General features: G+C 64.4%; 17 protein-coding genes and 1 pseudogene. 2 read left to right on the forward strand and 16 right to left on the reverse strand.

Annotation, left to right across the window (positions count from 1 at the left end):
- The 11 genes and pseudogenes from QZ149_RS04020 to QZ149_RS04070 all read right to left on the reverse strand — a co-directional run.
- Positions 1 to 291 (reverse strand): annotated as a pseudogene (locus QZ149_RS04020) (purine-nucleoside phosphorylase); the annotation flags it as partial.
- 94 nt (positions 292 to 385) lie between these two features.
- Positions 386 to 1384 carry a sugar-binding transcriptional regulator gene (locus QZ149_RS04025; protein ID WP_291449990.1) on the reverse strand — a complete coding sequence of 333 codons (999 nt, stop codon included), beginning with the start codon at positions 1382 to 1384 and terminating at the stop codon, positions 386 to 388.
- A 33-nt stretch (positions 1385 to 1417) separates the two neighbouring features.
- A complete protein-coding gene (locus QZ149_RS04030) occupies positions 1418 to 2704 on the reverse strand; it encodes a thymidine phosphorylase (protein WP_291449991.1) in 1287 nt (428 codons plus the stop codon).
- Positions 2691 to 3173 carry a cytidine deaminase gene (locus QZ149_RS04035; protein ID WP_291449992.1) on the reverse strand — a complete coding sequence of 161 codons (483 nt, stop codon included), beginning with the start codon at positions 3171 to 3173 and terminating at the stop codon, positions 2691 to 2693. The genes QZ149_RS04030 and QZ149_RS04035 overlap by 14 nt, the downstream gene beginning before the upstream one ends.
- Positions 3174 to 3187: 14 nt before the next feature.
- Positions 3188 to 4462 (reverse strand): ABC transporter permease, encoded by a 1275-nt coding sequence (locus tag QZ149_RS04040; protein ID WP_291449993.1) that lies wholly within the window; start codon positions 4460 to 4462, stop codon positions 3188 to 3190.
- Positions 4459 to 5586: an ABC transporter permease gene (locus QZ149_RS04045; protein ID WP_291449994.1), complete on the reverse strand. Its 1128-nt coding sequence runs from the start codon at positions 5584 to 5586 to the stop codon at positions 4459 to 4461. The genes QZ149_RS04040 and QZ149_RS04045 overlap by 4 nt, the downstream gene beginning before the upstream one ends.
- Positions 5583 to 7148, reverse strand: coding sequence for an ABC transporter ATP-binding protein (locus QZ149_RS04050; protein WP_291449995.1), 1566 nt, complete (start codon positions 7146 to 7148; stop codon positions 5583 to 5585). Before QZ149_RS04050 ends, QZ149_RS04045 begins: the two co-directional genes overlap by 4 nt.
- A 91-nt stretch (positions 7149 to 7239) precedes the next feature.
- Positions 7240 to 8325, reverse strand: a complete 1086-nt coding sequence (locus QZ149_RS04055) for a BMP family ABC transporter substrate-binding protein (RefSeq protein ID WP_291449996.1) — start codon at positions 8323 to 8325, stop codon at positions 7240 to 7242.
- Between the two features lie 293 nt (positions 8326 to 8618).
- Positions 8619 to 9704, reverse strand: a complete 1086-nt coding sequence (locus QZ149_RS04060; RefSeq protein WP_291449997.1) for a BMP family ABC transporter substrate-binding protein — start codon at positions 9702 to 9704, stop codon at positions 8619 to 8621.
- 159 nt (positions 9705 to 9863) lie between these two features.
- Complete coding sequence (locus QZ149_RS04065; RefSeq protein WP_291449998.1) at positions 9864 to 12140, reverse strand: bifunctional UDP-sugar hydrolase/5'-nucleotidase; 2277 nt, start codon at positions 12138 to 12140, stop codon at positions 9864 to 9866.
- A gap of 62 nt (positions 12141 to 12202) precedes the next feature.
- Positions 12203 to 14707: an ExeM/NucH family extracellular endonuclease gene (locus QZ149_RS04070; RefSeq protein WP_291449999.1), complete on the reverse strand. Its 2505-nt coding sequence runs from the start codon at positions 14705 to 14707 to the stop codon at positions 12203 to 12205.
- A 123-nt stretch (positions 14708 to 14830) separates the two neighbouring features.
- Here QZ149_RS04070 and QZ149_RS04075 point away from each other — a divergent pair, with 123 nt between their 5' ends.
- Positions 14831 to 14977: a hypothetical protein gene (locus QZ149_RS04075; protein WP_291450000.1), complete on the forward strand. Its 147-nt coding sequence runs from the start codon at positions 14831 to 14833 to the stop codon at positions 14975 to 14977.
- Here the strand turns inward: QZ149_RS04075 and QZ149_RS04080 are convergent.
- Positions 14935 to 16059, reverse strand: coding sequence for a GuaB3 family IMP dehydrogenase-related protein (locus tag QZ149_RS04080; protein ID WP_291450001.1), 1125 nt, complete (start codon positions 16057 to 16059; stop codon positions 14935 to 14937). The genes QZ149_RS04075 and QZ149_RS04080 overlap by 43 nt on opposite strands.
- 80 nt (positions 16060 to 16139) lie before the next feature.
- On the opposite strand from QZ149_RS04080, the gene QZ149_RS04085 reads away from it, so the two are divergent.
- Positions 16140 to 16892 (forward strand): exonuclease domain-containing protein, encoded by a 753-nt coding sequence (locus QZ149_RS04085; protein ID WP_291450002.1) that lies wholly within the window; start codon positions 16140 to 16142, stop codon positions 16890 to 16892.
- 247 nt (positions 16893 to 17139) lie between these two features.
- Here the strand turns inward: QZ149_RS04085 and QZ149_RS04090 are convergent, their stop codons facing one another.
- The 4 genes from QZ149_RS04090 to QZ149_RS04105 all read right to left on the reverse strand — a co-directional run bounded on the left by QZ149_RS04090 (position 17140) and on the right by QZ149_RS04105 (position 21947).
- Positions 17140 to 17829 (reverse strand): transaldolase family protein, encoded by a 690-nt coding sequence (locus QZ149_RS04090; RefSeq protein ID WP_291450003.1) that lies wholly within the window; start codon positions 17827 to 17829, stop codon positions 17140 to 17142.
- Between the two features lie 104 nt (positions 17830 to 17933).
- Complete coding sequence (guaB, locus tag QZ149_RS04095) at positions 17934 to 19457, reverse strand: IMP dehydrogenase (RefSeq protein WP_291450004.1); 1524 nt, start codon at positions 19455 to 19457, stop codon at positions 17934 to 17936.
- A 179-nt stretch (positions 19458 to 19636) separates the two neighbouring features.
- Positions 19637 to 20908, reverse strand: a complete 1272-nt coding sequence (locus QZ149_RS04100) for an AGE family epimerase/isomerase (protein ID WP_291450005.1) — start codon at positions 20906 to 20908, stop codon at positions 19637 to 19639.
- A 118-nt stretch (positions 20909 to 21026) separates the two neighbouring features.
- On the reverse strand, positions 21027 to 21947 hold the full coding sequence (locus QZ149_RS04105) for a MerR family transcriptional regulator (RefSeq protein ID WP_291450006.1): 921 nt from the start codon (positions 21945 to 21947) through the stop codon (positions 21027 to 21029).
- Positions 21948 to 22007 lie beyond the last annotated feature (60 nt).

Here is a 22007-nt window from a genome sequence, read left to right on the forward strand (position 1 = left end):
GGGCTGGAGCGCGCCACAGGTGCCCACGCGCACGAGGCGTTTGCAACCGAACTCGTGGATCAGCTCGTAGGAGTACAGGGAGATGGACGGGATACCCATACCCGTCCCCATGACGGACACGGGCGTGCCCTGGTAGGTGCCGGTGAAGCCCAGCATGTTACGCACCGCGTTGAACTGCTGGACGTCCTCCAGGTAGTTCTCGGCGATGAACTTCGCGCGCAGCGGATCACCCGGCAGGAGGATCGTCTCGGCGATAGGGGCGGTGGGGTTGATGTGCGGTGTCGAGCGCATGTGTCATTTCCTTCGTCAAATCACGGAGCAATCAGCTCCTCGGCATCTTTACCGTGTGGTGAGATTATTGTCGCCATTAGCAATATGTCAATAATTATATTGACAAGTGTTCAACATCTCTCGCGCCATCACCTACTTCCGTCATAGCATCTCGCTCACGCATATCCAACAGCGCGGCCGCCAGGTCCTGATCCACCACAAGATGCGTCGCAATCCCCATACGCAGCGCCGTATCCAACGCACGCATTTTCACGTTTCCGCCCGCGACAACCAGCCGCACAGGACGAGTACGCAGATGTTCCAGGGAAATGCTGACAGTGCGCGCCTCAAGCTCCGGAATCGCGACCTGCCCACTCTCCGTAAAAAAGTGAGAAAGTGCGTCACCGACGGCTCTGTGTAGCAGCGTGTCTACTTCTTTCTCACCCAGGTGCCCGAGGTTGAGAGAAATGACTTCGTTGCTGATCGCACCAATCGTAAAGACAGCCACGTCAACGTTACGGCCCTCTTCCAAGATCTTCATGATCGCCTGGTCCTTGCACACGATCGATGCCGTCTTCGTACTCTGAAAGATGACGGGAAGGGGCAGGTAACGCGGCTGCGCGGTGAAGGCCGTGCAAAACGCGCGCATCACCTCGAAGTCGTGCGTCGCACGCGCAGAGAAGGACGTCCCGCCCTTGAGCTGGACAACGCGCACGCCCTGGCGCGGAGAACGAGTCAAGTAAGAGGCGACCGCACTCATCGTGCGACCCCAGGAGATACCCACGCTCATACCGTCGTGGACCAACTGGCTCACCAGGTCGGCACCGACGCGACCAACCTGATCAATGGCCTCGTCCTCTGTCATGGCGTGCCCGTGCGCGACGCGCACGCATGATAATCCGTAGCATCGCTCCAAACGGGCAGCCAGTTCAGAGGCCTCATCGCGGGGATCATGTATTGAAATGGTAACGAAACCACGATCACGGCCGTGGGCGAGGAGTTTGGCGACTGTGGGACGCGAGATGCCCAAACGGGCGGCGACTTCAGCTTGACTCAAGTTCTGCTGATAGTAGAGCTTGAGCGCATCAATCGACTGCTCATCACGCTTATCCACGTATCTTCCTTCCTCGCCCCGGCCGCGCCGCGATCAGGACACCGTCTCCAAGACCACGCCGTGAGGAAGATACGTCCCTCCAGCACTGATCTCGATGGCGCCGGTCAGTGTTTCCAATGCCCGTTCAATCCGCCACTCATCGTCGGTGTGGAGAGTGAGCAGAGGCTGCCCCTTCGTGACGGTCTCGCCCGGCTTGGCGTGAATCTCAATGCCGGCACCCGCCTGCACCGGATCGTCCTTGACGGCTCGGCCCGCGCCAAGTCGCCACGAGGCGACGCCCACGCTCAGGGCATCCATACCAACGATCGTTCCATTGCCTTCAGCACACACCTCGTGAGTGTGCACGGCACGAGGCATGGCTGCGTCCGGGTCACCGCCCTGCTCGCGAATCATCGCGCGCCAGCGATCCATGGCGCGGCCATCGCGCAGCGCGGCCTCCACGTCAGCGTCGTGCACGCCAGCAAGATCGAGCATGTTACGGGCAAGCTCGCAGGTCAGCTCAACGACATCGGCAGGGCCGCCGCCCGCAAGCACCTCGACGGATTCTTCAACCTCGAGGGCATTACCGATCTTCCTGCCCAGCGGCACGGACATGTCGGTCAGGAGCGCGCGCGTGGCCACCCCTGCGTCGGTGCCGAGATCCACCATCGTGCGGGCGAGCTCGCGCGCGGCGTCCAGATCCTTCATGAAGGCACCCGAGCCGACCTTGACGTCCAGGACGAGAGCGCTCGTTCCCTCGGCGATCTTCTTACTCATGATGGAGCTGGAGATCAGCGGAATCGATTCGACCGTGGACGTGATGTCGCGCAGCGCGTAGAGCTTCTTGTCCGCGGGTGCCAGACCCGACCCCGCCGCGCAGATGACCGCGCCGCAGCCTTCACCGAGCTGAGCCAGAATCTCCTCGTTGGACAGATTAGCGCGCCACCCGGAGATGGACTCCATCTTGTCCAGGGTACCGCCCGTGTGCCCCAGGCCTCGGCCCGACAGCTGCGGGACGGCCACGCCGAAGCACGCGACGAGCGGAGCCAGCGGAAGCGTGATCTTGTCGCCCACGCCTCCCGTGGAGTGCTTGTCTGCGGTCGGTTTGCCAATCCCGGAGAAGTCCATGCGCTCCCCCGAACGGATCATCGCGTCCGTCCAGCGGGCGATCTCGGCGCGGTTCATCCCACGCAAAAAGATCGCCATAGCCAGGGCAGACATCTGCTCGTCCTTGACGACGCCCTTCGTGTAGGCGTCGATCACCCAGTCAATCTGGTCGGGGGTGAGTACTCCCCCATCCCGCTTCGTGCGGATAATGTCAACGGCATCAAACAGTGCCAACGTTTCCTTCTTTCTTCTGAGACGAGGCCTGGGCCGCGTCGTGAGCATCATCTGACCTGGCGGTGCCGCGGGAAGCAGCCTCCTCCAGGTCGTGGGGGCCAAAGGCACCGGGCAGGACCTGGGTCATGTCGGCGACGCCGCCTGGCATGAGGACCAGGCAGGAGGGGCCGCCATGCTCGTAGATGAGCTGGCGGCACCGCCCGCACGGGGCCACCGGAACCCGGTCCCCGTTGACGGCGACAACCGCGACGAGTGTGCCTCCGCCGGTGCGGATCAAGTCCGAGACCATGCCGCACTCGGCGCACAGCGTCACGCCGTAACCCGCGTTCTCCACGTTGCAACCGCTGACGATACGGCCATCGGCACTCAGGCCCGCCGCGCCCACCGGGAAGTGCGAGTAGGGACAATACGCGCATGTCATCGCGTCGATGGCGACGCCCAGCAGGGCATCCCAATCGATCGTCGTCACCTGTTCCACGCTCCTCACTTCACGTAGGGAATGTTCTCGGCCGCGGGGGCGCGAGACTTACCGACGAAACCGGCCACAGCGACAATCGTCACCACGTAAGGAATCATCGAAATCAGGTTCGCGGGAATCGAAGGCTCAATGTTGGGCAGCATACGGGCCATCGCCTGCGCGAAGCCAAACATGACGGCTGCACTCATCGCCCCCAGCGGATTCCACTTGCCCAGAATCATCGCCGCCAGGGCAATGTAGCCATTACCTGCAGAGATGTTGTCCGTGAACGCCAGACCCGATCCAATCGTGAAGAACGCACCACCCAGACCTGCGAACGCAGAACCCAGGATCGTGTTGGCAGTGCGAGTACGCGCCACGTTGATGCCGACCGTGTCGGCCGCGCGTGGGTGCTCGCCGCACGCCCGCAGGCGCAGACCCCAGCGAGATCGGAACAGGAAGAACGACAGCGCGATGACGGCCGCGTACATGAGGTAGACGAGGATCGACTGATCGAACAGGACCGGCCCGATGACCGGAATCTCGACCAGGCCAGGGATCGGGATGTCGGGCAGCGAGTAGCGGTTGGTGTTCAGGACGTCCTGAGCGTCCTTCATGATCGTCCCGTACAAGAAGGTCGTCAGGCCCAGCGCCAGAACGTTCAACACGACGCCGATGATAATCTGATCCACCCCGTACTTGACGGAAAAGAGCGCCAGTAGCGACCCCAGCAGAGCACCCGCCAAGGGCGCGGCCACAAGGCCCGCGTAAGCGGTCTGGAAGTAAGAGGCCGCCATGATACCCGCGAACGCTCCGACCAGCAGGTCACCCTCAATCGCAATATTGACAACGCCGACCCGCTCAGAGATGACACCCGACAGCGCACCGAAAATAAGTGGCGTCGAGATCGCCACCGTCGATACGAGCGTCGAGGTAAGCGTCACGGCACCCGCCGAATCCGAACCTGCGTACAACAGGAAGCCCAGAATCGTGGACACGCCGACGACGCTCATTCCTACCGCTCGCGCCCACGACGGAACATCGACGCGTCGGACAGTCACAATCACCGCACATGCGGTCACCAGAATGGTCAACGCCACAAGCACCCACACGATGGGAGCACCAGACGTGACGATATCGGGAATCGAGTACGACTGCGACTTATCGTTCAGTCGAATCGTCACATCACCGTACGTCGAGACACCGAACACCAACAGCAGGATGCTGGCAGCCGCATACACGACTGGGAGCTTCCACGAGCGCTTGACCAGAACCTGCGCGTCCTTCTCAACTGTGCTCATTCGTCGTTCCCCTTTCCAGCAGCCGCCAGACGCTTCGCATCAGGCAGCCTGAACAGCCACCGCACCAGAGCCGGGGCAGCAATCAACAACACGATCACCGACTGCAAAATCAAAATCATGTCAATTGGCACATTCTTTGCCTGCATCGCATAACCGCCCGCCTTAAACGCACCAAACAGCAGGCCAGCACCGAACGTACCCCACGCCTTGTTGCGTCCCAGCAGAGCGACCGTAATCGCGTCAAAACCAATCGAACCGGCCACGTCACGCGAGGCGTACCCGAGAGTGCCCAAGGCCTCGTTCGCACCCGCCAACCCCAGGAAGGCACCCGAGAACAGCATCGTGACCGCCGTGATGCGCTCAACCGAGATGCCCGCCGTACGTGCCGCCGCAGGATTTGCACCCACGACACGAATCTGGAAACCGAGCGTCGAGCGCTCCATCAGCCACCAGAAAATCACCAACGCAACAAGCGCAACGATGATGCCACTGTGCAGCTTGATCGGCCCATCGAAGAACTTCGCGAAGGCAGCCGTTTCAGCCACGTTAGGAGTGACCGGCTGGTTTGAACCGGGCCGCTGCCACGACGGCTGCGACAGGACGTATCCCAGCCCCAGGACCGCAATCGAGTTGAGCATGATCGTGACGATGACTTCGTTAGCCCCCGTCTTTGCCTTCAAGACACCCGCGATGCCAGCGTACGCAGCGCCCGCGATAATTGCCGCAGCCACAGCGACGAAGGTGTGAACGACCGGAGGAAGGCTCATCGAGAAGCCCACCCACACGGCCGCGAGTGCGCCAACGATCATCTGGCCTTTACCACCGATGTTAAACAGTCCTGCCCGGAAGCCGAACGCGAGACCCAGACCCGAAATAATCAAGGGAATCCCGAAGAACACCGAGTCTGTCAGCGGCTTAATCGCGCGCATGAACGTCGACGCCTGCGGGTCCACGATGGCCCCACGGAACATCGCGTAGTAGGCGTCTGTGACGGAAGCCCCCGTAGCGGCAATCAGGATCGCTCCGATTGCGAAGGCAATCAAGACTGAGAGCACCGACACGAACCCCTGCGAGCCGACGATCCTCGTAAACATGCCCAGGGAGGCAGTCTTCTTCTTATTCATTGCTCCTCCTGTCCCACACGAGCGTCAACCGCGCCACCGCGATGCGAGGTCGCCACGGCCTCGTCCTGAGGAACGCCAGCCATCATGAGACCCAAGACATCACGCTCCGTATCCGCAGGCACGATGCCAACGATGCGACCGCGATACATGACGGCGATCCGGTCGGCCAGCGCCACAACCTCGTCGAGTTCCGACGAAATCAGCAGCACCGCGCACCCCTGGTCGCGCACGTCCACGATCCTGCGGTGAATAAACTCGATCGACCCAACGTCGACGCCGCGCGTGGGCTGGTTGACAACCAACAGCTTCAGCTCTCGTGACATTTCGCGCGCAACGACAACCTTCTGCTGATTACCGCCCGACAGGGAGGAAATTGGGTCAGTGATCGACGTCAGGCGGATGTCGTATTCCTCCTGCTTCGCTCGCGCATTGCGGGCAACCGCTCCCAGCTTGCGCGACGGACCCCAGGCAAACTCGGGCGCATTAAACTGGTCAAGGACCAAGTTGTCAGCAATGGAGAAAGAGGACACCATACCGTCCGTCATACGGTCTTCGGGAACGAACCCGACCCCAGAATGCAGGGACTTTCGAGGATTTGCGCGAGTAATATCCCTTCCCTCGAGGGTGATCGTACCGCTGTCAGGAGTGCGCAGGCCAAGGATCACCTCCGCAAGTTCGCTTTGACCGTTGCCCTGCACGCCGGCAACCGCGAGGACCTCACCACGCTGAACCTTGCATGACACATGATCAAGTTCGGGCACGCCACCCGCGCCTAGCAGGGTGACATCATCCAAGACGACGCCGCCTCGGCGAAGCCGAGCCGGTTCCTTATCGACGCGCAAAAGAACCGGGCGCCCCACCATCTGCGAGGCCAGCGAAGCCTCAGAGTCCGTCGGGGAGGCCGTGCCAACGACCTTTCCACGACGGATCACCGTGATATCGTCAGCAACTGCACGCACCTCGCGCAGCTTGTGAGTAATGAAGACAATCGACGTCCCCGCATCGGCGAGCTGACGCATGATCTTCATCAGTTCATCCGTCTCTTGCGGTGTCAGCACAGCCGTCGGCTCGTCCAGAATCAGGACCTTCGCTTGACGCGACAGAGCCTTGACGATCTCGACGCGCTGCTGCGCACCGACCGGCAGATCCTCGATGAGCGCATCGGGATCCAGGTCGAAGCCGAAGCGCGCCGATACTTCGCGCACCGTCTGACGCGCGCGCTCACGGCTAATAATGCCCGCCGGGCCAGTCGGCTCATAACCTAGTGCGATCGATTCCGCGACCGTAAACACCGGGATCAGCATGAAGTGCTGATGCACCATACCAATGCCCGCAGCAACAGCGTCACCCGGGCCTTTAAATGTCACGGGCTCACCGTCGATGATGATCTGTCCCTCGTCAGGCTGGTGCATCCCGTACAGGACGTTCATCAGCGTGGACTTTCCCGCGCCGTTTTCTCCGAGCAGGGCATGGATGTGCCCCTCCTCGATCGTCAGATCGATCGAGTCGTTAGCAGTGAGGGGGCCAAACCTTTTCGTGATCCCCCGCAGCTCTAGTTTCATTCCTTCGACCTTCCCCAACACCGGTGGGTGATAGGCTCCCGACACCCGGGTGGGGCTGCGGCCAACTCGCCGACAGCCCCACCACTGGGGATCACTTCGGGGCGTTCGGCGACTCAACCTTCAGCGTGCCAGCCTTGATGTCCTCGGTGAGCTTGTTCAGTTCAGACTTGAGCTCATCGGACACCTGAGCATCGAAATCGTGGAACGGTGCCAGGGAGACGCCGCCGTTAGCCAGCGTCCCCACGAACGGTTCCGACGTGAACTTGCCATTCACCGAGTCCGTGATGGTCTGCTCGACAGCAGCACCGATCTCCTTCTTGACCGACGTCAGCACGATCGAGGAGTAGTCGGGGTTCGCCTCGTACCAGTCGGAGTCCACACCGACGATGCGCGTGTTACCGTCAGCCTTGGCAGCCGCCGCGGCACCCAGGCCCACGGGGCCAGCAACGGGCATAATAATGTCCGCGCCCTGCGAGATGAACTGCTGCGCCTGCTGCTTGCCCAGTGCCTGATCATCGAAGTTCTGCGTGAACGAGCCGTTCTGAGATGCCTTGTCCCAGCCGAGCAGCTGAACGGAGGTACCATGCGCGGCGTTGTAGGCATCAACGCCGTCAGCGAAGCCATCCATAAAGACTGTCACCGCAGGGATCTGCATGCCACCGAAGGTGGCAACTTTACCCGTCTGCGTCATGCCGGCCGCCGCGTAACCCGCAAGGTATGCAGCCTCAGCCGTGTTGAACAGCAGCGGACGCCCGTTCTTAAGGGTGACGGTGTCGGAACCGTTCGAGAAACTGGAGTCAATGAGGGCGTAGTGCAGGTCCGTGTTGTCATCTGCGGACTTGTGGATCGCCTGCTCGAGGTTGAAGCCGACGCCGATGATCAGGTTACAGCCGTCGGAGACCATGGACTCAACGTTGGGCGCAAAGTCCGTGTCGGAGCTGGACTCGGCCGCGTTGATCTGAATACCCAGCTTGCCCTGGGTATCCTTCAGTCCGTTGTACGCTGACTCGTTGAAGGACTTGTCGTTCCAGCCGCCGGCGTCCGACACTGCGCACGCCTTGAAAGACGAGGCGTCCTGGGCCTTGCCAGAGCCGCCGGAGGTTCCACCTCCGCCACATCCAGCCAGCGCGAGCGCGACAATACCCGCCGATGTGGCGAGCCTCGTGAAATGCTTCATCTGTGTGATCCTTTGTTGAAGTGATTCTTCGTCGAACCGTGAGCTACACAAGCCCCGATTCGGTTCGCACAATCACCGTGCGAACATTTGCATAAATCGACTTTTACGTCTGATCTAAGTGTCCCGTGCCGCAACACTCATGTCAAGGTTTATTTGTTCTCGCTTTGGTAACGGTTAACTCGCTTTGATAACGATTAAGTTGCTTTAGCAACGATTAAGCCGGCGGCAAGCTTTCGTGCAGCGACACCAATCACTGCGTTGAAAGCTTCGCCGCCGGCCAACCCGGCGAGAGATTACTTCGGGGCGTTCGGCGACTCGATCACGAGCCGTCCCTTCTTGATATCCTCCGTCAGCTTGTTCAGATCCTGCCGCAGTTCCTTGGGAACCTGGGTTTCGTAATCATGGAAGGGAGCAAGCGACACGCCACCATTAGCGAGCGTACCGATGTAGTGCTCCGAGGTGAACTTCCCCTTGACCGAATCCTGAATGGCCTGCTCGACAGCAGCACCGATCTCCTTCATGACCGAGGTCAGGATGATCGACGAATACTGGGGATTGGTCTCGTACCAATCCGAGTCGACGCCAACGATCAGCGTCTTGCCGTCAGCCTTCGCAGCGGCCGCAGCGCCCATTCCGACAGGACCGGCGACGGGCATGATGATGTCAGCACCCTGCGCGATGAACTGCTGCGCCTGCTGCAGCCCCAGCGACTGGTCATCGAAGGAATCTGTGAAGGCTCCCGTCTGGGTTTCCTTGTCCCAGCCAAGCACCTGCACGGAGGTTCCCTTCGCCTCGTTGTAGGCTTTCACACCGTCCGCAAATCCGTCCATAAACACAGCCACGGCAGGAATCTGCGCACCACCGAAGGTCGCGACCTTACCGGTCTTTGACATCGCCGCCGAGGTGTAGCCCGCGAGGAATGCAGCCTCGGACGCATTGAACAGCAGCGGACGCCCATTCTTCAGGACCGTCTCGTCGGTGCCGTCAGTAAAGGTCGTGTCGATCATGGCGAAGTTGCGGTCGGGGTGCTGCAGGGCAGACTGATGAACGGCCGGCTCCAGGTGGAAGCCAACGCCAATGATCAGCGTGCAATCGCTGGCCACCAACTTGTCAACGTTGCCGACGAAGTCATCCTCTGTGTCGGACTCGGCGGTGTCCACCGTGACCCCCAGATAGGACTTCGCTTCCATGAGGCCGTCGTAGGCGGACTCGTTAAAAGACTTGTCCTGCCAACCGCCAGTGTCGGAGACAGCGCATGCCTTAAACGGAAGCTCAGCCTTGGTTTCACCAGATTGAGCAGCTTTCCCCCCTCCGGCACAGCCGGTCAATGCTAGGGTGACAGCGCCCACAGCAGCGGCAAATGTGGTGATGTGCTTCATGACGATCTCTCTCTGTTGACGTGAACTCTCTGACGACTCGATAGTGGCGTGGAAAACATGCCTCCTTGAGGATACAGGGAATTTATCAACAATGCGAACCGGCGATTACACCGTATCCAAGTATCCTGCGCGAGTGTCACTCACGTCAAGGCAAATCGCTTACCTGTTGGTAACGATTTGGGCACGACGTGCCCAAATCCCGACGAGGCCACACACAGCAAGCACACACGCCACAGGCACCCCTTGCGTATCCGCGCCCGTTCGCGCCAACACACCGCCTGACTTGGACGCGCCTGGATCCTTCTTCGAATCCTCCGGAGCACTCACGACCGGCTTGCTCCCCTCGCCAGAATCGGCCGATGGAGACGGAGCTGCCACACCCGCACACGTCACCGGGATCGACAAACCGTCCGAGGCCTCGACGACCGTCGCAAAGTCGGTGGCGACAGTGACGGGCACGTTCACGACCTCACCGGCCGCCTTGCCCTTGCAGGCACCCACGACCGTCACATCCACGCTCGCCTGCCCCGCGCCGTCCGTCGTGATGACTGCGGCACCGTCCGATGCGTGGGCATCCACGAGGGAGTTATCCACGTCGGCCACGGCCTGTGCACCACCCGCACTCACGTGCACCTTCGTCGTGATCGAGGGTCCTTCGGAGAAGGACAGGCCGCGCAGCGGGATCGTCACGCTCGAGCCATCAGCGACCGGCTCGGCGGGCAGGGTCAGACCAATCGAAGACTTCGCCGCGCGCGGGGCCAGGCCGCTTGCAGCGTCGGCGGATCGATCCTTCGCGGGCGAATGGGCGGCCAGGTACTCGTTGAATGCGTCACGATCCAGGTTACCGTTCGTCACGGTTGCTCCCCCGCGAGTGAGAGCCTCGAAGGAATCACCGCCGTCCAACAGGAAGTTCACGGACCCAACCGTGTAGGTCCCATCAGCCTTCAGCGGCTCACCGTTGATCGTCACCGACGTGATGCGCTGTCCGTCGGGCTTCGCCGGGTCGTAGGTGTAGCGCACATTCGAGGACAGATTGAGCTTGAGCATCGGACGGGAGTTCTGCGAGTTCAGGTCGCTCTTCCACTGCTGTTCGAGCGCGTCCTTGAGGTCAGATCCCTTGAGGGTCACGTAGCCGAGTTCGTTGGAGAAGGGTTCGACCTCGTAGGTCTGCGCATAGGTGATGGTGCCGTCCTCGTTCGGCACGAGGTCTTCGCGCAGGCCTCCCGCGTTGATCATGCCGACGTCGACGCTCTTTCCGTCCGGGGTAAGGATCGTCTCACGCAGGGAGTCGGCCACCAGGTCACCGAGGGAGGACTCGATACCGCGGTTCGAGCCCGGCTCGGTCAGCCCGTCGGGGGTCGTGAAGACACCGCGCATGAAGGGTGTCGTGTATCCGGTAGCGACGACGCGCTTGCCGGCCTCCTTCGAGTCGGCCTCGGCCTTATCAACGATTGCCTGGGTGTCGGGGTCCGCGCCGCACTGGGCGACCTCGGCGGCCGGGATGAGGATCGAGTCGGCACTCGTGACCTGGCGCGTCGCGGGATCAATCGTCAGGCGGATCAGACCGAGGTTATCCGTGTAGGAGCCGGACGCGACACCCGCCAGGCGCGGGTTCGCTGACTCGAAGGACTCCACCGAGTTCACGTGGTCGAACTCGTAGGGCACGTGCGTGTCCCCGCCCATGAGGCCATCGACGTCCTTGCCGACCTTCGTGTAGTTGTTCTTCACGTCATCGTCGAGCATGGCGATGACAACGTCTGCCGTGCCGCTGCCTTTGAGAGATGCGGCCAGCGAGTTGATGCGCGCAATCGGGTCGCTAAAGGTCAGGCCCTCCGTCGTGCCGGGGCTCAGCTTGTAGGGCACGTCCTGCGCGATGGCCCCGATGAACGCGACCTTCATGCCCGAGGGCGACGTCCACAGCTTGTAGTCCCCGAGGTAGGGGGTGCCGTCCCCGTAGGTGCCCATCCCCTCGATGTTAGCCCCCAGGTACGGGAAGGTCGCCTGCACGTACTCGCTCGGGTTGGAGCCGTCGACACGCTGCTTAAAGACGGCCTGCCCCATGTCCAGCTCGTGGTTGCCGATCGTGGAGGCCAGCGGGTTCAGGGTGTTGAGGGCCGCGATAGTCGGGTTGTCGTTGAGCGCGCCCGAGATGTAGGGGGACGCTCCGATGTTGTCGCCCAGCAGCGTGAACGAGGAGTTGGGGTTGCTCTGCGCGGCCTTCTTGAGATAGCAGTTCATCGCGGGCAGGCCGGCCTCGCGAACGACCCCCTTCTTGGTGACCTGCTGGATGTGCCCGTGGACGTCCGTCAGGTTGTAGAGGTCCAGGGTGATCGGCGCGGCCTCGTCCTGCGGTGCAGCTGCCGCCATGGTGGGCAACGACGCGAGGGTAAGCGCCGCCACCGAGGCGAGCGCGAGGCGTGTCGATGGTTTGCGCATGGTGTGTTCCTTTCTGAGCGGCAACAATGCCGCGTCACGTGGTGAATGTGATGAGTGGGTGCTTAGGGGTGCCGGGAGCCGCGGCGCGCCGCGCTCCGCGCAGCGATGCCCACGAGGGCGAGGAGAACGCCGGCCCAGACCGGGGCCGCCGCGTCCACGCCCGTGCGGGCGAGGGAAGCGCGCGCGTTCGCCGGCGTCATGCGCCGTGAATTTCCCGCGTGCCTTCGCCCTCCTCGGGACGAGGCCGTGGCCGGGTACCCGGTGCCGCGCGGCGTCGGGGCACCGGCGCTAGGTGACGGCGTGGATCCCGGCGCTGACGAGGTACTGGGCGTCGTGTTGATTCCCGGCGACGGATCAACTCCCAGCAGGTTCAACCCGATGATCTCGGGGTTGTGATCGGAGGAGCGGTAGGGAACCCCGGCCTCAACGGCCAGGTGGGCGTTCATGCCCGCGCGCGAGTATTCGAAAGCGATGGATTCCTGGGCGTTGACGGCCCAGCTAGTGACCCCCGCCAGGAGAGGCTTCGCGGCAGCATTAGCAAACACGTGATCGAGGGAACCGGAGCGGCCCGAGTACACGTAGGACGCCTCACCCCCGCCGGACACGCGCTCCCACCCGGCACCCTCCAGGGCCGTCACCGGGTCCTCCTGGGAATAGGAGTTGAAGTCGCCGACGAGCAGGGTTGGTTTGTCAGCGAATTGAGCGGCGAAGGAAGCGAGCGCGGTGGCCTGGGCGACACGGATCGCGTTCGCGTTCCCCTGCCCGTCCCCACTATCGGTATTGCCCTCGCCCGCGCCCTCGGGCACGGACCCCTTGGACTTGAAATGGTTGGCGATTACCACGAAGGAGGGTACAGTCGCCCTCTCGCCGGTCGTGCGTGCAAACTCTTGGGCCAGGGGTTGGCGCGCGAGGCCCCTAAACGCCGGATCGTCATGGATCAGAGAGGGACCGACGGGGGTGACCGTCGCAGTTTTGTAGATGAACGCGACGCGGATGACGTCCTCGTCTGCAGGAACGACGGGCGGCGAGGGAACGAACGCCCACACCTTCGACCCCACGGCCTCGTTCAGGGCCGCCATGAGGCGCGCCAGGGTCGCGTCACGATCCGTCCCCACGCCCACGGCGAGCGGGTTTTCAATCTCTTCGAGGGCGACCACGTCGGCTCCCAGAGCGTTGATCGCGGACACGATCTTCGCCTCCTGGGTGGCGAAAGCCTCGCGCGAGTACGCGCCGCGTACCTTGCATTTCTTGGTCGTCACGAAGGCCCCCGTGCGGTCGGGATAGCCCATGCATCCGGCCTCGTCGACGCCCAGGTCGGAGAAGTAGTTGAGGACGTTAAAGGTCGCCACACGTGTATCCCCGCCGACCGTGGGCGCGCTCGGCCGCTGCCCGGTGACGGTCACAGGGGCACGGTCAGGATGCCCGGCGACCAGCGAGATCGGCTGAAAGACCCAGGACCCATGCCTCGGCTCCAGGACGACGGGAGCGGAGAACGTCAGGTGATACCCGACGCGGGCGGGTGCCCCATTCGCCAGGTATGCGTAGGGCACCTCGGTCGCCGCGCCCTTCAGCAGGTTCGTATTCGTCCCGTCGTCGAGGGTGATCACCCGCGCGGCGTTGGCCGCCTCGTAGTCGCGTGCGGCCTGCCCCGGCGCAACCACGTCGGTCGCGGCGCGCAGCGGCTCCGTGCCCGGCGTGAGCGCCAGCGTCCCATACTGATTCGTCGCATAGTTGTCCGTGATCGTCCACGTTCCCTGCGGGTCCAGCAGCATCGACTCGTAGGTCTCCGCCTGTCCATCCACAGGGACACCGGTGACCGGAGTGGGAGCCACGGCCTCGCACCCGTCGACCTGCGTGAATCCGGTGGCAACCAGCTGGGTCAGGCTCGACGGGTTGGACGTCGCGGTCGTCGCGGGGAACTCCCCGACCGTGCCACTCACGCGCACGCACGTCCCAACCGCAGGGACCTGACCGTTTTCCCCCACGTAGATAAAGAGGGCGTCCGAGCGCGCCCGCCCCTCATCCCACGCGCCGCCGCTGCCCGGCGTCTGAATCGTGTACCCATCCAAGGTAGCTGCCAGCCCAGACTCACCAGCCGGATACGCCGCAGTCACGACACCAACCGTCGTCACGGTGGCACCCACCATCGCCGAGTCGTCTCCCTCCCCCACCGCCTGAATCTCCGGGATCGGGGTATCGACGACCGCACCGTTTGGCGCGGCGTCCTCAGCAGTTGCAACCGCGCGCCCAGCGGTGCCCTCCGGGGTCGCGGCCACGCTCGCGGGCATGCCCCCAGTCGTCTCGACGTCGGCGGGGGGCTGCGAGCCACGACTCTCGGGGGCGTTCAGCTGCCCCTCCCCCGTCATTGACGAGGCCGACTGCCCCTGGGTGATCCCGCTCTCCTGGGCAGTGGCCGTACCGGATGTTTCGGGAGCACGTTGTTCTCCCGACTGAGCAACTTGCGTAAGTTTCGCCCCGGCATCAGTCGCCCAGGCGGCAGGAACAAGCCCCACCGCGGACAGACTGAGTACGCCGAGTACAGCTAACGACCGAGTCCCGCACGTCATCGGGATTTCCTCTCAACCTCGCCTCACCGTGAGGGACCCACAGGTCCCGAACCGCAGGCATCTTTACCAACGGCAACACAAGTTGTGCCAAGTGTATGCGCATCCACGCACAAATGGAACCACATGGGAGGATTCCCATCCCCCGCAACAAGATACGAGAAGTCGCGCAGGAGCGACGCGGTGCCCGACAATCTCGCCCCGGCCTCGTCCCTGTCGATGAGCGACAGTCAGGACGCCGAGTACGGCGAGACGACCACCTGGGCGCGCTGAAGATCCTTAACCTCGGCGTAACCGGTCGTGGACATGGCACGCTTGAGGGCACCCACGAAGTTCAGCGAGCCGTCCGCGCGCGTCGAAGGACCGTAGAGGATCTGCTCGAGCGTGCCCGTCGTTCCCACGTGAACGCGCTGACCGCGCGGCATGTCAGGGTGGGTTGCCTCTGAACCCCAGTGCCAGCCGCGCCCGGGAGCCTCCTCGGCGCGAGCGATGGCCGCGCCCAGCATAACCGCGTCCGCGCCGCACGCGATAGCGCGCGCGAGGTCGCCGCTGCGACCAATACCGCCGTCCGCGATGACGTGTACGTAACGACCGCCGGACTCGTCCATGTAGTCACGCCGAGCCGCGGCCACGTCCGCGATCGCGGTCGCCATCGGCGCGTGCACGCCCAAGGACTGACGCGTCGAGTGGGCTGCTCCCCCGCCGAATCCTACAAGAACGCCCGCCGCACCCGTGCGCATGAGGTGCAGGGCCGCCGTGTCCGTGCAGACGCCGCCGACGATGACAGGAACATCCAACTCATAAATGAAGCGCTTGAGATTCAGGGGTTCTCGGCGCGACGACACATGTTCGGCGGACACCGTGGAGCCACGGATGATGAACAGGTCGACGCCCGCGTCCACGACCGCACGCCAATGCTGCTGGACGCGCTGAGGTGAGAGCTTACCGGCGACGACCACCCCGGCCTCGCGCAGCTGCGTGAGGCGTTCCGTGATGAGCGTCGGCTTGATCGGCTCCGAGTACACGCGCTGCAGAGTCGCAATCGATTCTTCCTCGCCGAGGTGCGCGATCTGGTCGAGGATCGGCTCGGGATCCTCGTACCGGGTCCACAGGCCATCCAAATCGAGGACACCGATGCCACCGAGGCGACCGAATGCAATGGCTGTCTCCGGACTCATCACCGAGTCCATGGGGGCCGCCATGAGGGGCAAGTCCACGTGGTAGGCGTCAATCTGCCAGCCGACGTTGACGTCCTCGGGGTCGCGCGTGCGCCGGGCGGGCACGAGGGCAATGTCGTCCAATGTGTAGGCGCGCCGACCGCGCTTGCCGCGTCCGATTTCGACTTCGTGGCTCATAAACCGATTCTACTGCCTCCGGGACGCAGATGTACCCGCCCTCTGCCACACTGGTGGAACCGGCGAGGACAGGAGCAAACATGAGCTGGATCGACGACCCGTGGATGGGTTTTGACACCGAAACGACGGGCGTGCGCGCGCTCAAGGACCGCCTGGTGACGGCGGCCCTCGTCCTGCGTATCGACGGCGCTTCCTACCGCAGCGGGGTCAGCGCCCCCGACCAGGTGGCGACCTGGCTGACAGACCCAGGCATTGAGATCCCCGAGCAGGCCACGGCCGTCCACGGCATCACGACCGAGCAGGCGCGCCGCGACGGCCGCCCCATCGAGGAGGTCCTCCACGAGCTGGCGGGTTCCATCGTCGAGCACTGGCTGCGTGGCTATCCTGTCGTCGCCTTCAATGCGACCTACGACATCACGCTGGTCAATCAGGAGCTGCGCCGCCACCACCTGGGGTCCTTCGAGGAGCGCCTAGAGGGCGCGCCGATGCTGGTCGTCGACCCGCTCGTTTTGGATCGCAAGCTTGATCGTTTCCGAAAGGGCAAGAAGACCCTGACGGAGATGGCCCCCGTCTACGGAGCGGTCGCCTCCCCCGACGCTCACACGGCCGAGGTCGACGTGGCCATGACGCTCGACGTGCTCGCGGGCATGGTGGACAAGTACCCGCAGCTGGCCGCCATGAGCGCCCTGGAGCTCATGGATTATCAGCTCCAGGCCCACCAGGATTGGGCGGAGGACTTCGAGAAGTACCTGCGCAAGCAGGGCCGCGACGCGTCCATCGACCGCGAGTGGCCCCAGATCACGCAGCGAGGCCGCGGGGGCGACAGGGAGTAAGGGCACGTCAAGCGGGGGTCGGTGAGTACCGACCCCCGCTTCGTTATGCCTGACGTGCCCTCCGCGCACAGGGCGCTATCACGAGGCCGTGGCCGGGTTCCGGCAGAAGCCTCGGGCGGTGCATCACAACGGGCCCGCAGGGCCTGGCCGGGCTTCGAGCCGACGCGCCGAGCCGCAGGCTCGCAGCGCGGACGGCGAGCGGGCGGGCGGGCCCGACGGCACCCGGAACACCGGTGGCGTTACATGCTCACTTGTCGTTGACCAGGTCCAGCCATGTGCGACGCTCGCCCACCAGGATGCCGAAGTCGCGGTTCTGGTCGGCGATGGCGGCGTCGGTCGCGGGGTTCTTGATGAGGGCGGCCAGCACGTCGGGAGCTGCGGTGATAGCGCCGACACCCTGGCGGACCAGCTCGAGGACCTGCTCGGAGTTCTTGAAGGAGGCGGCCAGAACGTCGGCCTTCAGGTCGTAGGTGCGCAGGGTGCGGTGGATTTCGGAGGCGACGCGCACGCCGTCGATGCCGTAGTTGTCCATGCGGTTGACGTAGGGGGCGACGTAGCGGGCGCCCGCCTTGGCGGCCATGAAGCCCTGCATGGAGGAGTGGATGCCGGTGGCCGTGACCTGCATGCCTTCGCGCACGATGCGGGGGATCGCGGCGAAGCCCTCACGCGTGACGGGTAGCTTGATGAAGAGGTTGCCGCCGATTTCGCCGCGCAGGGCGCGTGCTTCGGCGACCATGTCGTCGGCACGCTGGGAGACGATCTGGACGTGCAGTTGAGCGCCGTCGGGCAGGACGGACTTGATGGCGTGGAGGACCTCGAGGGGTTCCTTGCCTTCGCGGTACAGAATCGTCGGGTTGGTGGTCACGCCGTCGATGGGCAGGTATTCCAGGGTGTTCTTGATGGAATCGACGTTGGCGTGGTCGATGAGGATGAGCATGTGGAGCTCCTTTGCGCATTCGTGGGATTTTCGCACCTATAGGATAGCGCGGGCGGGAGCAGCCCACCGGCTGCTCCCGCCCGTCACGAACGCTCGACCTGCGGTTACTTCGCGGAGGAGGAGTGGTAGTTCGGTGCTTCGGTTGTCATCTGGACGTCGTGCGGGTGCGACTCGCGCAGGCCTGCGCTGGTGATGCGCACGAAGCGACCGTTGGCCTTGACCTGGGTGATCGTGGAGGCTCCCAGGTAGAACATGGTCTGGTGTAGGCCGCCAACGAGCTGATAGATCACCGATGCAAGGGAACCGGTGTAGGGAACCTGGCCCTCGATGCCCTCGGGGACGATCTTGTCGTCGGAGGTGACATCGGCCTGGAAGTAGCGGTCTTTGGAGTAGGACTTGCGGCCACGCGAGCTCATGGCGCCGAGCGAGCCCATGCCGCGGTAGCGCTTGAACTGCTTGCCGTTGGTGAACACGACTTCGCCCGGGGACTCCTCGCAGCCGGCCAGCAGGGAGCCGAGCATAACGGTGTCAGCACCGGCCACGAGGGCTTTGCCGATGTCGCCCGAGTACTGCAGGCCGCCGTCCGCGATGAGCGGGACTCCGGCGGGACCGCAGGCCTTGCCGGCCAGGTGGATGGCGGTGATCTGGGGGACGCCGACGCCGGCGACGACGCGGGTCGTGCAGATCGAGCCGGGGCCCACGCCGACCTTGACGGCGTCGACGCCCGCGTCGATGAGGGCTTGCGCGCCCTCGGTCGTGGCGACGTTGCCGCCGATGATGTCGATGCCCTCAAACGTCGGGTCGGCCTTGATGCGGCGGATCATGTCGAGGGCCAGCTGGGCACCACCGTTCGCAGTGTCGACGACGAGGACGTCCACGCCGGCCTCGGCCAGGGCGGTGGCGCGCTCCCACGTGTCGCCCCAGTAGCCGACGGCAGCGCCGACGATGAGGCGTCCGCGCGAGTCCTTCGTGGCGTTGGGGTACTGCTCAGTCTTGACGAAGTCCTTGACGGTGATGAGGCCGGTCAGGTGGTCATTCTCGTCGACGATGGGCAGCTTTTCGACGCGGTGTTCGGCCAGCAGGTGCTTGGCGTGCTCGCGGGAGATGCCGACCTGACCGACGACGAGGCAGTCACGGGGAGTCATGCAGTCACGCACGCGCAGGGTGGCCCATTCGTCCTGGGGGACGAAGCGCAGGTCGCGGTTGGTGATGATGCCGACGAGGGTGCCGTCCTCGTTCACAACGGGCAGACCGGAGACACGGTAGTGGCCACAGAGGCTGTCGAGTTCATCGATGGTGGCGTCGGGGCCAACGGTGACGGGGTCTTCGACCATGCCGGATTCGCTGCGCTTGACCTGGCGGACTTGCGCGGCCTGTTCCTCAATGGAGAGGTTGCGGTGGAGGATGCCGATGCCGCCCTGGCGGGCCATGGCGATGGCCATGCGTGCTTCGGTGACGGTGTCCATGGCGGCAGACAGGAGCGGCACGCGCAGGGAAATGTTCTTTGTCAAGCGGCTGGATGTGTCAACGGATGAAGGAACGACGTCCGTGAGCTCGGGCAGGAGCAGGACGTCGTCGTAGGTGAGGCCGGTGAGGCTGAAAGGATCGTGTGTTGAAAGTTCTCCCATGGGCCAATTGTAGGTGGTCGCAGGCGCATTCGCGTCATTGCCCTTTCCCCGGGCGAGGCTTGGGTACGTGGCCGGGGCAGTCCTCCTGGGCACAATGGCCTCACACGAGAGACGCGTCACGGGCGAGGCCACCCGCTGTCACGGGTCAAGCGACGGCGGGGTGCCACCGCACCCAGCTTTCAGGCGGCCCGCTGGGCGCGCGTGGAGGCCCCGGCCATCGCGGTTGCCCCGGTGACTGTCAAGTAGATGGGGGCGGCACCCCGCGCGAGCATACGGGCGGCGGTCAGGGCGTCGGGACGCCCTTCCCACACGCGCATGGAGACGGACCCGTCAGGCGCGATTTCGTGGATCCAGCGGCCCATTCCGGCGCGTGCGTGGGAGTCGGCCCAGGCAACGGCGCGCGCGTAGTCGACGGCGAGGTCTTCGGCGAGGTCAGGGACGACCAGTTCGGCGAGGACGCGGGCGGCGCTGGCGGCCTCGCACACGACCCAGTGCATACGTTCGGGCGCGACGACGATGCCGGTGGAGTCAAGGGTGTAGACGATGCCGCCGACACCGTCCTCGGTCCAGCCGTCAGCGTGGGCACGTTCGTACAGGGAGATGGCGGTGTCGAGCATCCACGGCCCGGGAGTTTCGCCCATGTGGATGAGGATGGCGCAGACTTGCCCGATGAGGCGCGCGGCCTTGAAGCCGAGGCCGGGCAGGGTATCGCCGGGCCGGATGAGTTCGAGCGGGGGCTGGTCGCAGGTCGGGGGCAGGGGTCGCCATTCCTCGTCGAAGAGGTCGGGCAGGGCGAAGCCCGAGCGGGCGGCGATTTCCCCGACGAGGCGCAGGATGGAGCGGGCACGGTCGAACCACACGCGATTCGAGGTGGCTTCCCAGGCGGCCAGGTAGGACTGGGCGGTGTCGAGGTTGGTGGAGAGGCGTCGCAGGGGCGAGCACACCTCGGTGGCCGCGTCGATTTCTTCGCGCACGGCACCGTAGGAGGGGTCCCACCAGCGCCGGTCTTGGTCCTTCTCGAGGTCCTCGAGAAGGTCGGCGGCCTCGGAGTGCCCGGCCATGAGGGCGGCTGCGGCAGCGCCGATCATCGCGGCCTGAGCGCGCTGGGACAGGACGGAGCGGGGCACGGGGATCGCGCTGGTTTCGGAGGTGGGGACGACCTCGGAGTACCAGCTGCCGTTGGCGGCGCGCAGAGGACCGGTCAGGGCGGCGAGGCCGTGGGACACAAGGTGGGACGCGCCCTCGATTCCGCGCATTTGCGCGAGTGCGAACACGTGGGTCATGCGCGCGCTGATGCGTGCGTCGAGGGGACGTCCGAGGTCGACCTGACCGTCGGCGCGCAGGAAGGCGTAGCCAACCCGGGCTTTCGACCGGGACGCGAAGGCAACAAGCGCGTCGAAGTCGGCGTCGAAGGCGCGGCGTAGATCCTCATTGTTCCAGGGGGCGTTCATGACTGTTCTCCTGCCTGTCCGTACCCTCACGGTACCACCTGACCAGGACTCTTGGCGTGAACGCGCACTCCGCGTGGGCGGTCAGTCAAACATGAGGTCCGTTGGCCTCGTCAAGGGGCTAGGACCGACCGACCAGTTGAGGGTCCGCCTGGGGTGCCAGGAGCGCGAGGGCTTCTTCGACGCAGGCGTTGATCGTGCGCACGCGCTGCACGTGGGGGGCCAGGATGTCGGGCGCGTCGGTGCCGACAATGATGGTGGGTCCGCCGTAGCGGGAGATGAGTCCTTCGATGGTGTCGGCGCAGGCGGGGCCGCACCCCAGCACGATGGCGATGGCGGGCACGCCGGCGCGCACGTATTCGCGGAAGCGGTCGCTGGCGCACACGCCCCCGTAGTGTTCGCTGGACAGGACGCGCACGTCGCAGCCGTACCAGGCCAGGGCGACGCCGATGACCTGAGCGGGCGTCTCGTGGAGTGCGTCGGTGATCAGGGCGACGCGGTCACCGCCGACGAAGGAGCGGGCGGGGCGCGAGAGGTGGACGGAGCGGCACACGCGCTGGAAGGCGTTGAGCAGCATGAGCGCGGGTGGGGCACCGACGGGGTCCCCGCCCGGGGTGGTGCGCAGGGTTTTGAGGGTGGGTTCGACGAAGCGCGACCACGTGTGGACGAGGCCGTGGCTGGCGACGGTCGCTTCGAGAGCGTCTTCGAGGCGGGGGATGTCGTCGGAGAGAACGATGGAACGTAGCTGGGACGCGGTGACGTGTCCGGCGTTGGGATGAGCGGTGACGTCGGAGAGGGCACGCTTGGCGGCCTCGGCGGCGGGGAGACCTGCGTGCACGTGGTTGACCATGGCTCGTAGGCGCTCGACGTCCTCTGGCTGGTAGCGGCGGCGTGAGCCGGCCTCGCGCCTGGCAGGGCCGAGGCCGTAGCGCCGTTCCCAGGTTCGAAGCGTGGAGGCGGAGACGCCGAGTTCGTCGGCGACGGAGGACACGGTGCGGGAACGGTCGGCGTGCGCAACGTGCGTAAGGATCGCTCGCGGCATGGCTCCTCCCCTCTGTGCGCCTGCGTACGCTTACAGATTCTTGTCTGTCAGGCCCGGAGA

It is taken from the genome of Actinomyces sp. ICM47, assembly GCF_905369875.1.
In the GTDB taxonomy this organism is placed as follows: domain Bacteria; phylum Actinomycetota; class Actinomycetes; order Actinomycetales; family Actinomycetaceae; genus Pauljensenia.

Coding starts and splice junctions, on each gene's coding strand:
- QZ149_RS04040 (WP_291449993.1), bottom strand. CDS start 4,462: ATGAGCACAGTTGAGAAGGACGCGCAGGTTCTGGTCAAGCGCTCGTGG.
- QZ149_RS04045 (WP_291449994.1), bottom strand. CDS start 5,586: ATGAATAAGAAGAAGACTGCCTCCCTGGGCATGTTTACGAGGATCGTC.
- QZ149_RS04050 (WP_291449995.1), bottom strand. CDS start 7,148: ATGAAACTAGAGCTGCGGGGGATCACGAAAAGGTTTGGCCCCCTCACT.
- QZ149_RS04055 (WP_291449996.1), bottom strand. CDS start 8,325: ATGAAGCATTTCACGAGGCTCGCCACATCGGCGGGTATTGTCGCGCTC.
- QZ149_RS04060 (WP_291449997.1), bottom strand. CDS start 9,704: ATGAAGCACATCACCACATTTGCCGCTGCTGTGGGCGCTGTCACCCTA.
- QZ149_RS04065 (WP_291449998.1), bottom strand. CDS start 12,140: ATGCGCAAACCATCGACACGCCTCGCGCTCGCCTCGGTGGCGGCGCTT.
- QZ149_RS04070 (WP_291449999.1), bottom strand. CDS start 14,707: ATGACGTGCGGGACTCGGTCGTTAGCTGTACTCGGCGTACTCAGTCTG.
- QZ149_RS04075 (WP_291450000.1), top strand. CDS start 14,831: ATGGGAGGATTCCCATCCCCCGCAACAAGATACGAGAAGTCGCGCAGG.
- QZ149_RS04080 (WP_291450001.1), bottom strand. CDS start 16,059: ATGAGCCACGAAGTCGAAATCGGACGCGGCAAGCGCGGTCGGCGCGCC.
- QZ149_RS04085 (WP_291450002.1), top strand. CDS start 16,140: ATGAGCTGGATCGACGACCCGTGGATGGGTTTTGACACCGAAACGACG.
- QZ149_RS04090 (WP_291450003.1), bottom strand. CDS start 17,829: ATGCTCATCCTCATCGACCACGCCAACGTCGATTCCATCAAGAACACC.
- guaB (WP_291450004.1), bottom strand. CDS start 19,457: ATGGGAGAACTTTCAACACACGATCCTTTCAGCCTCACCGGCCTCACC.
- QZ149_RS04100 (WP_291450005.1), bottom strand. CDS start 20,908: ATGAACGCCCCCTGGAACAATGAGGATCTACGCCGCGCCTTCGACGCC.
- QZ149_RS04105 (WP_291450006.1), bottom strand. CDS start 21,947: ATGCCGCGAGCGATCCTTACGCACGTTGCGCACGCCGACCGTTCCCGC.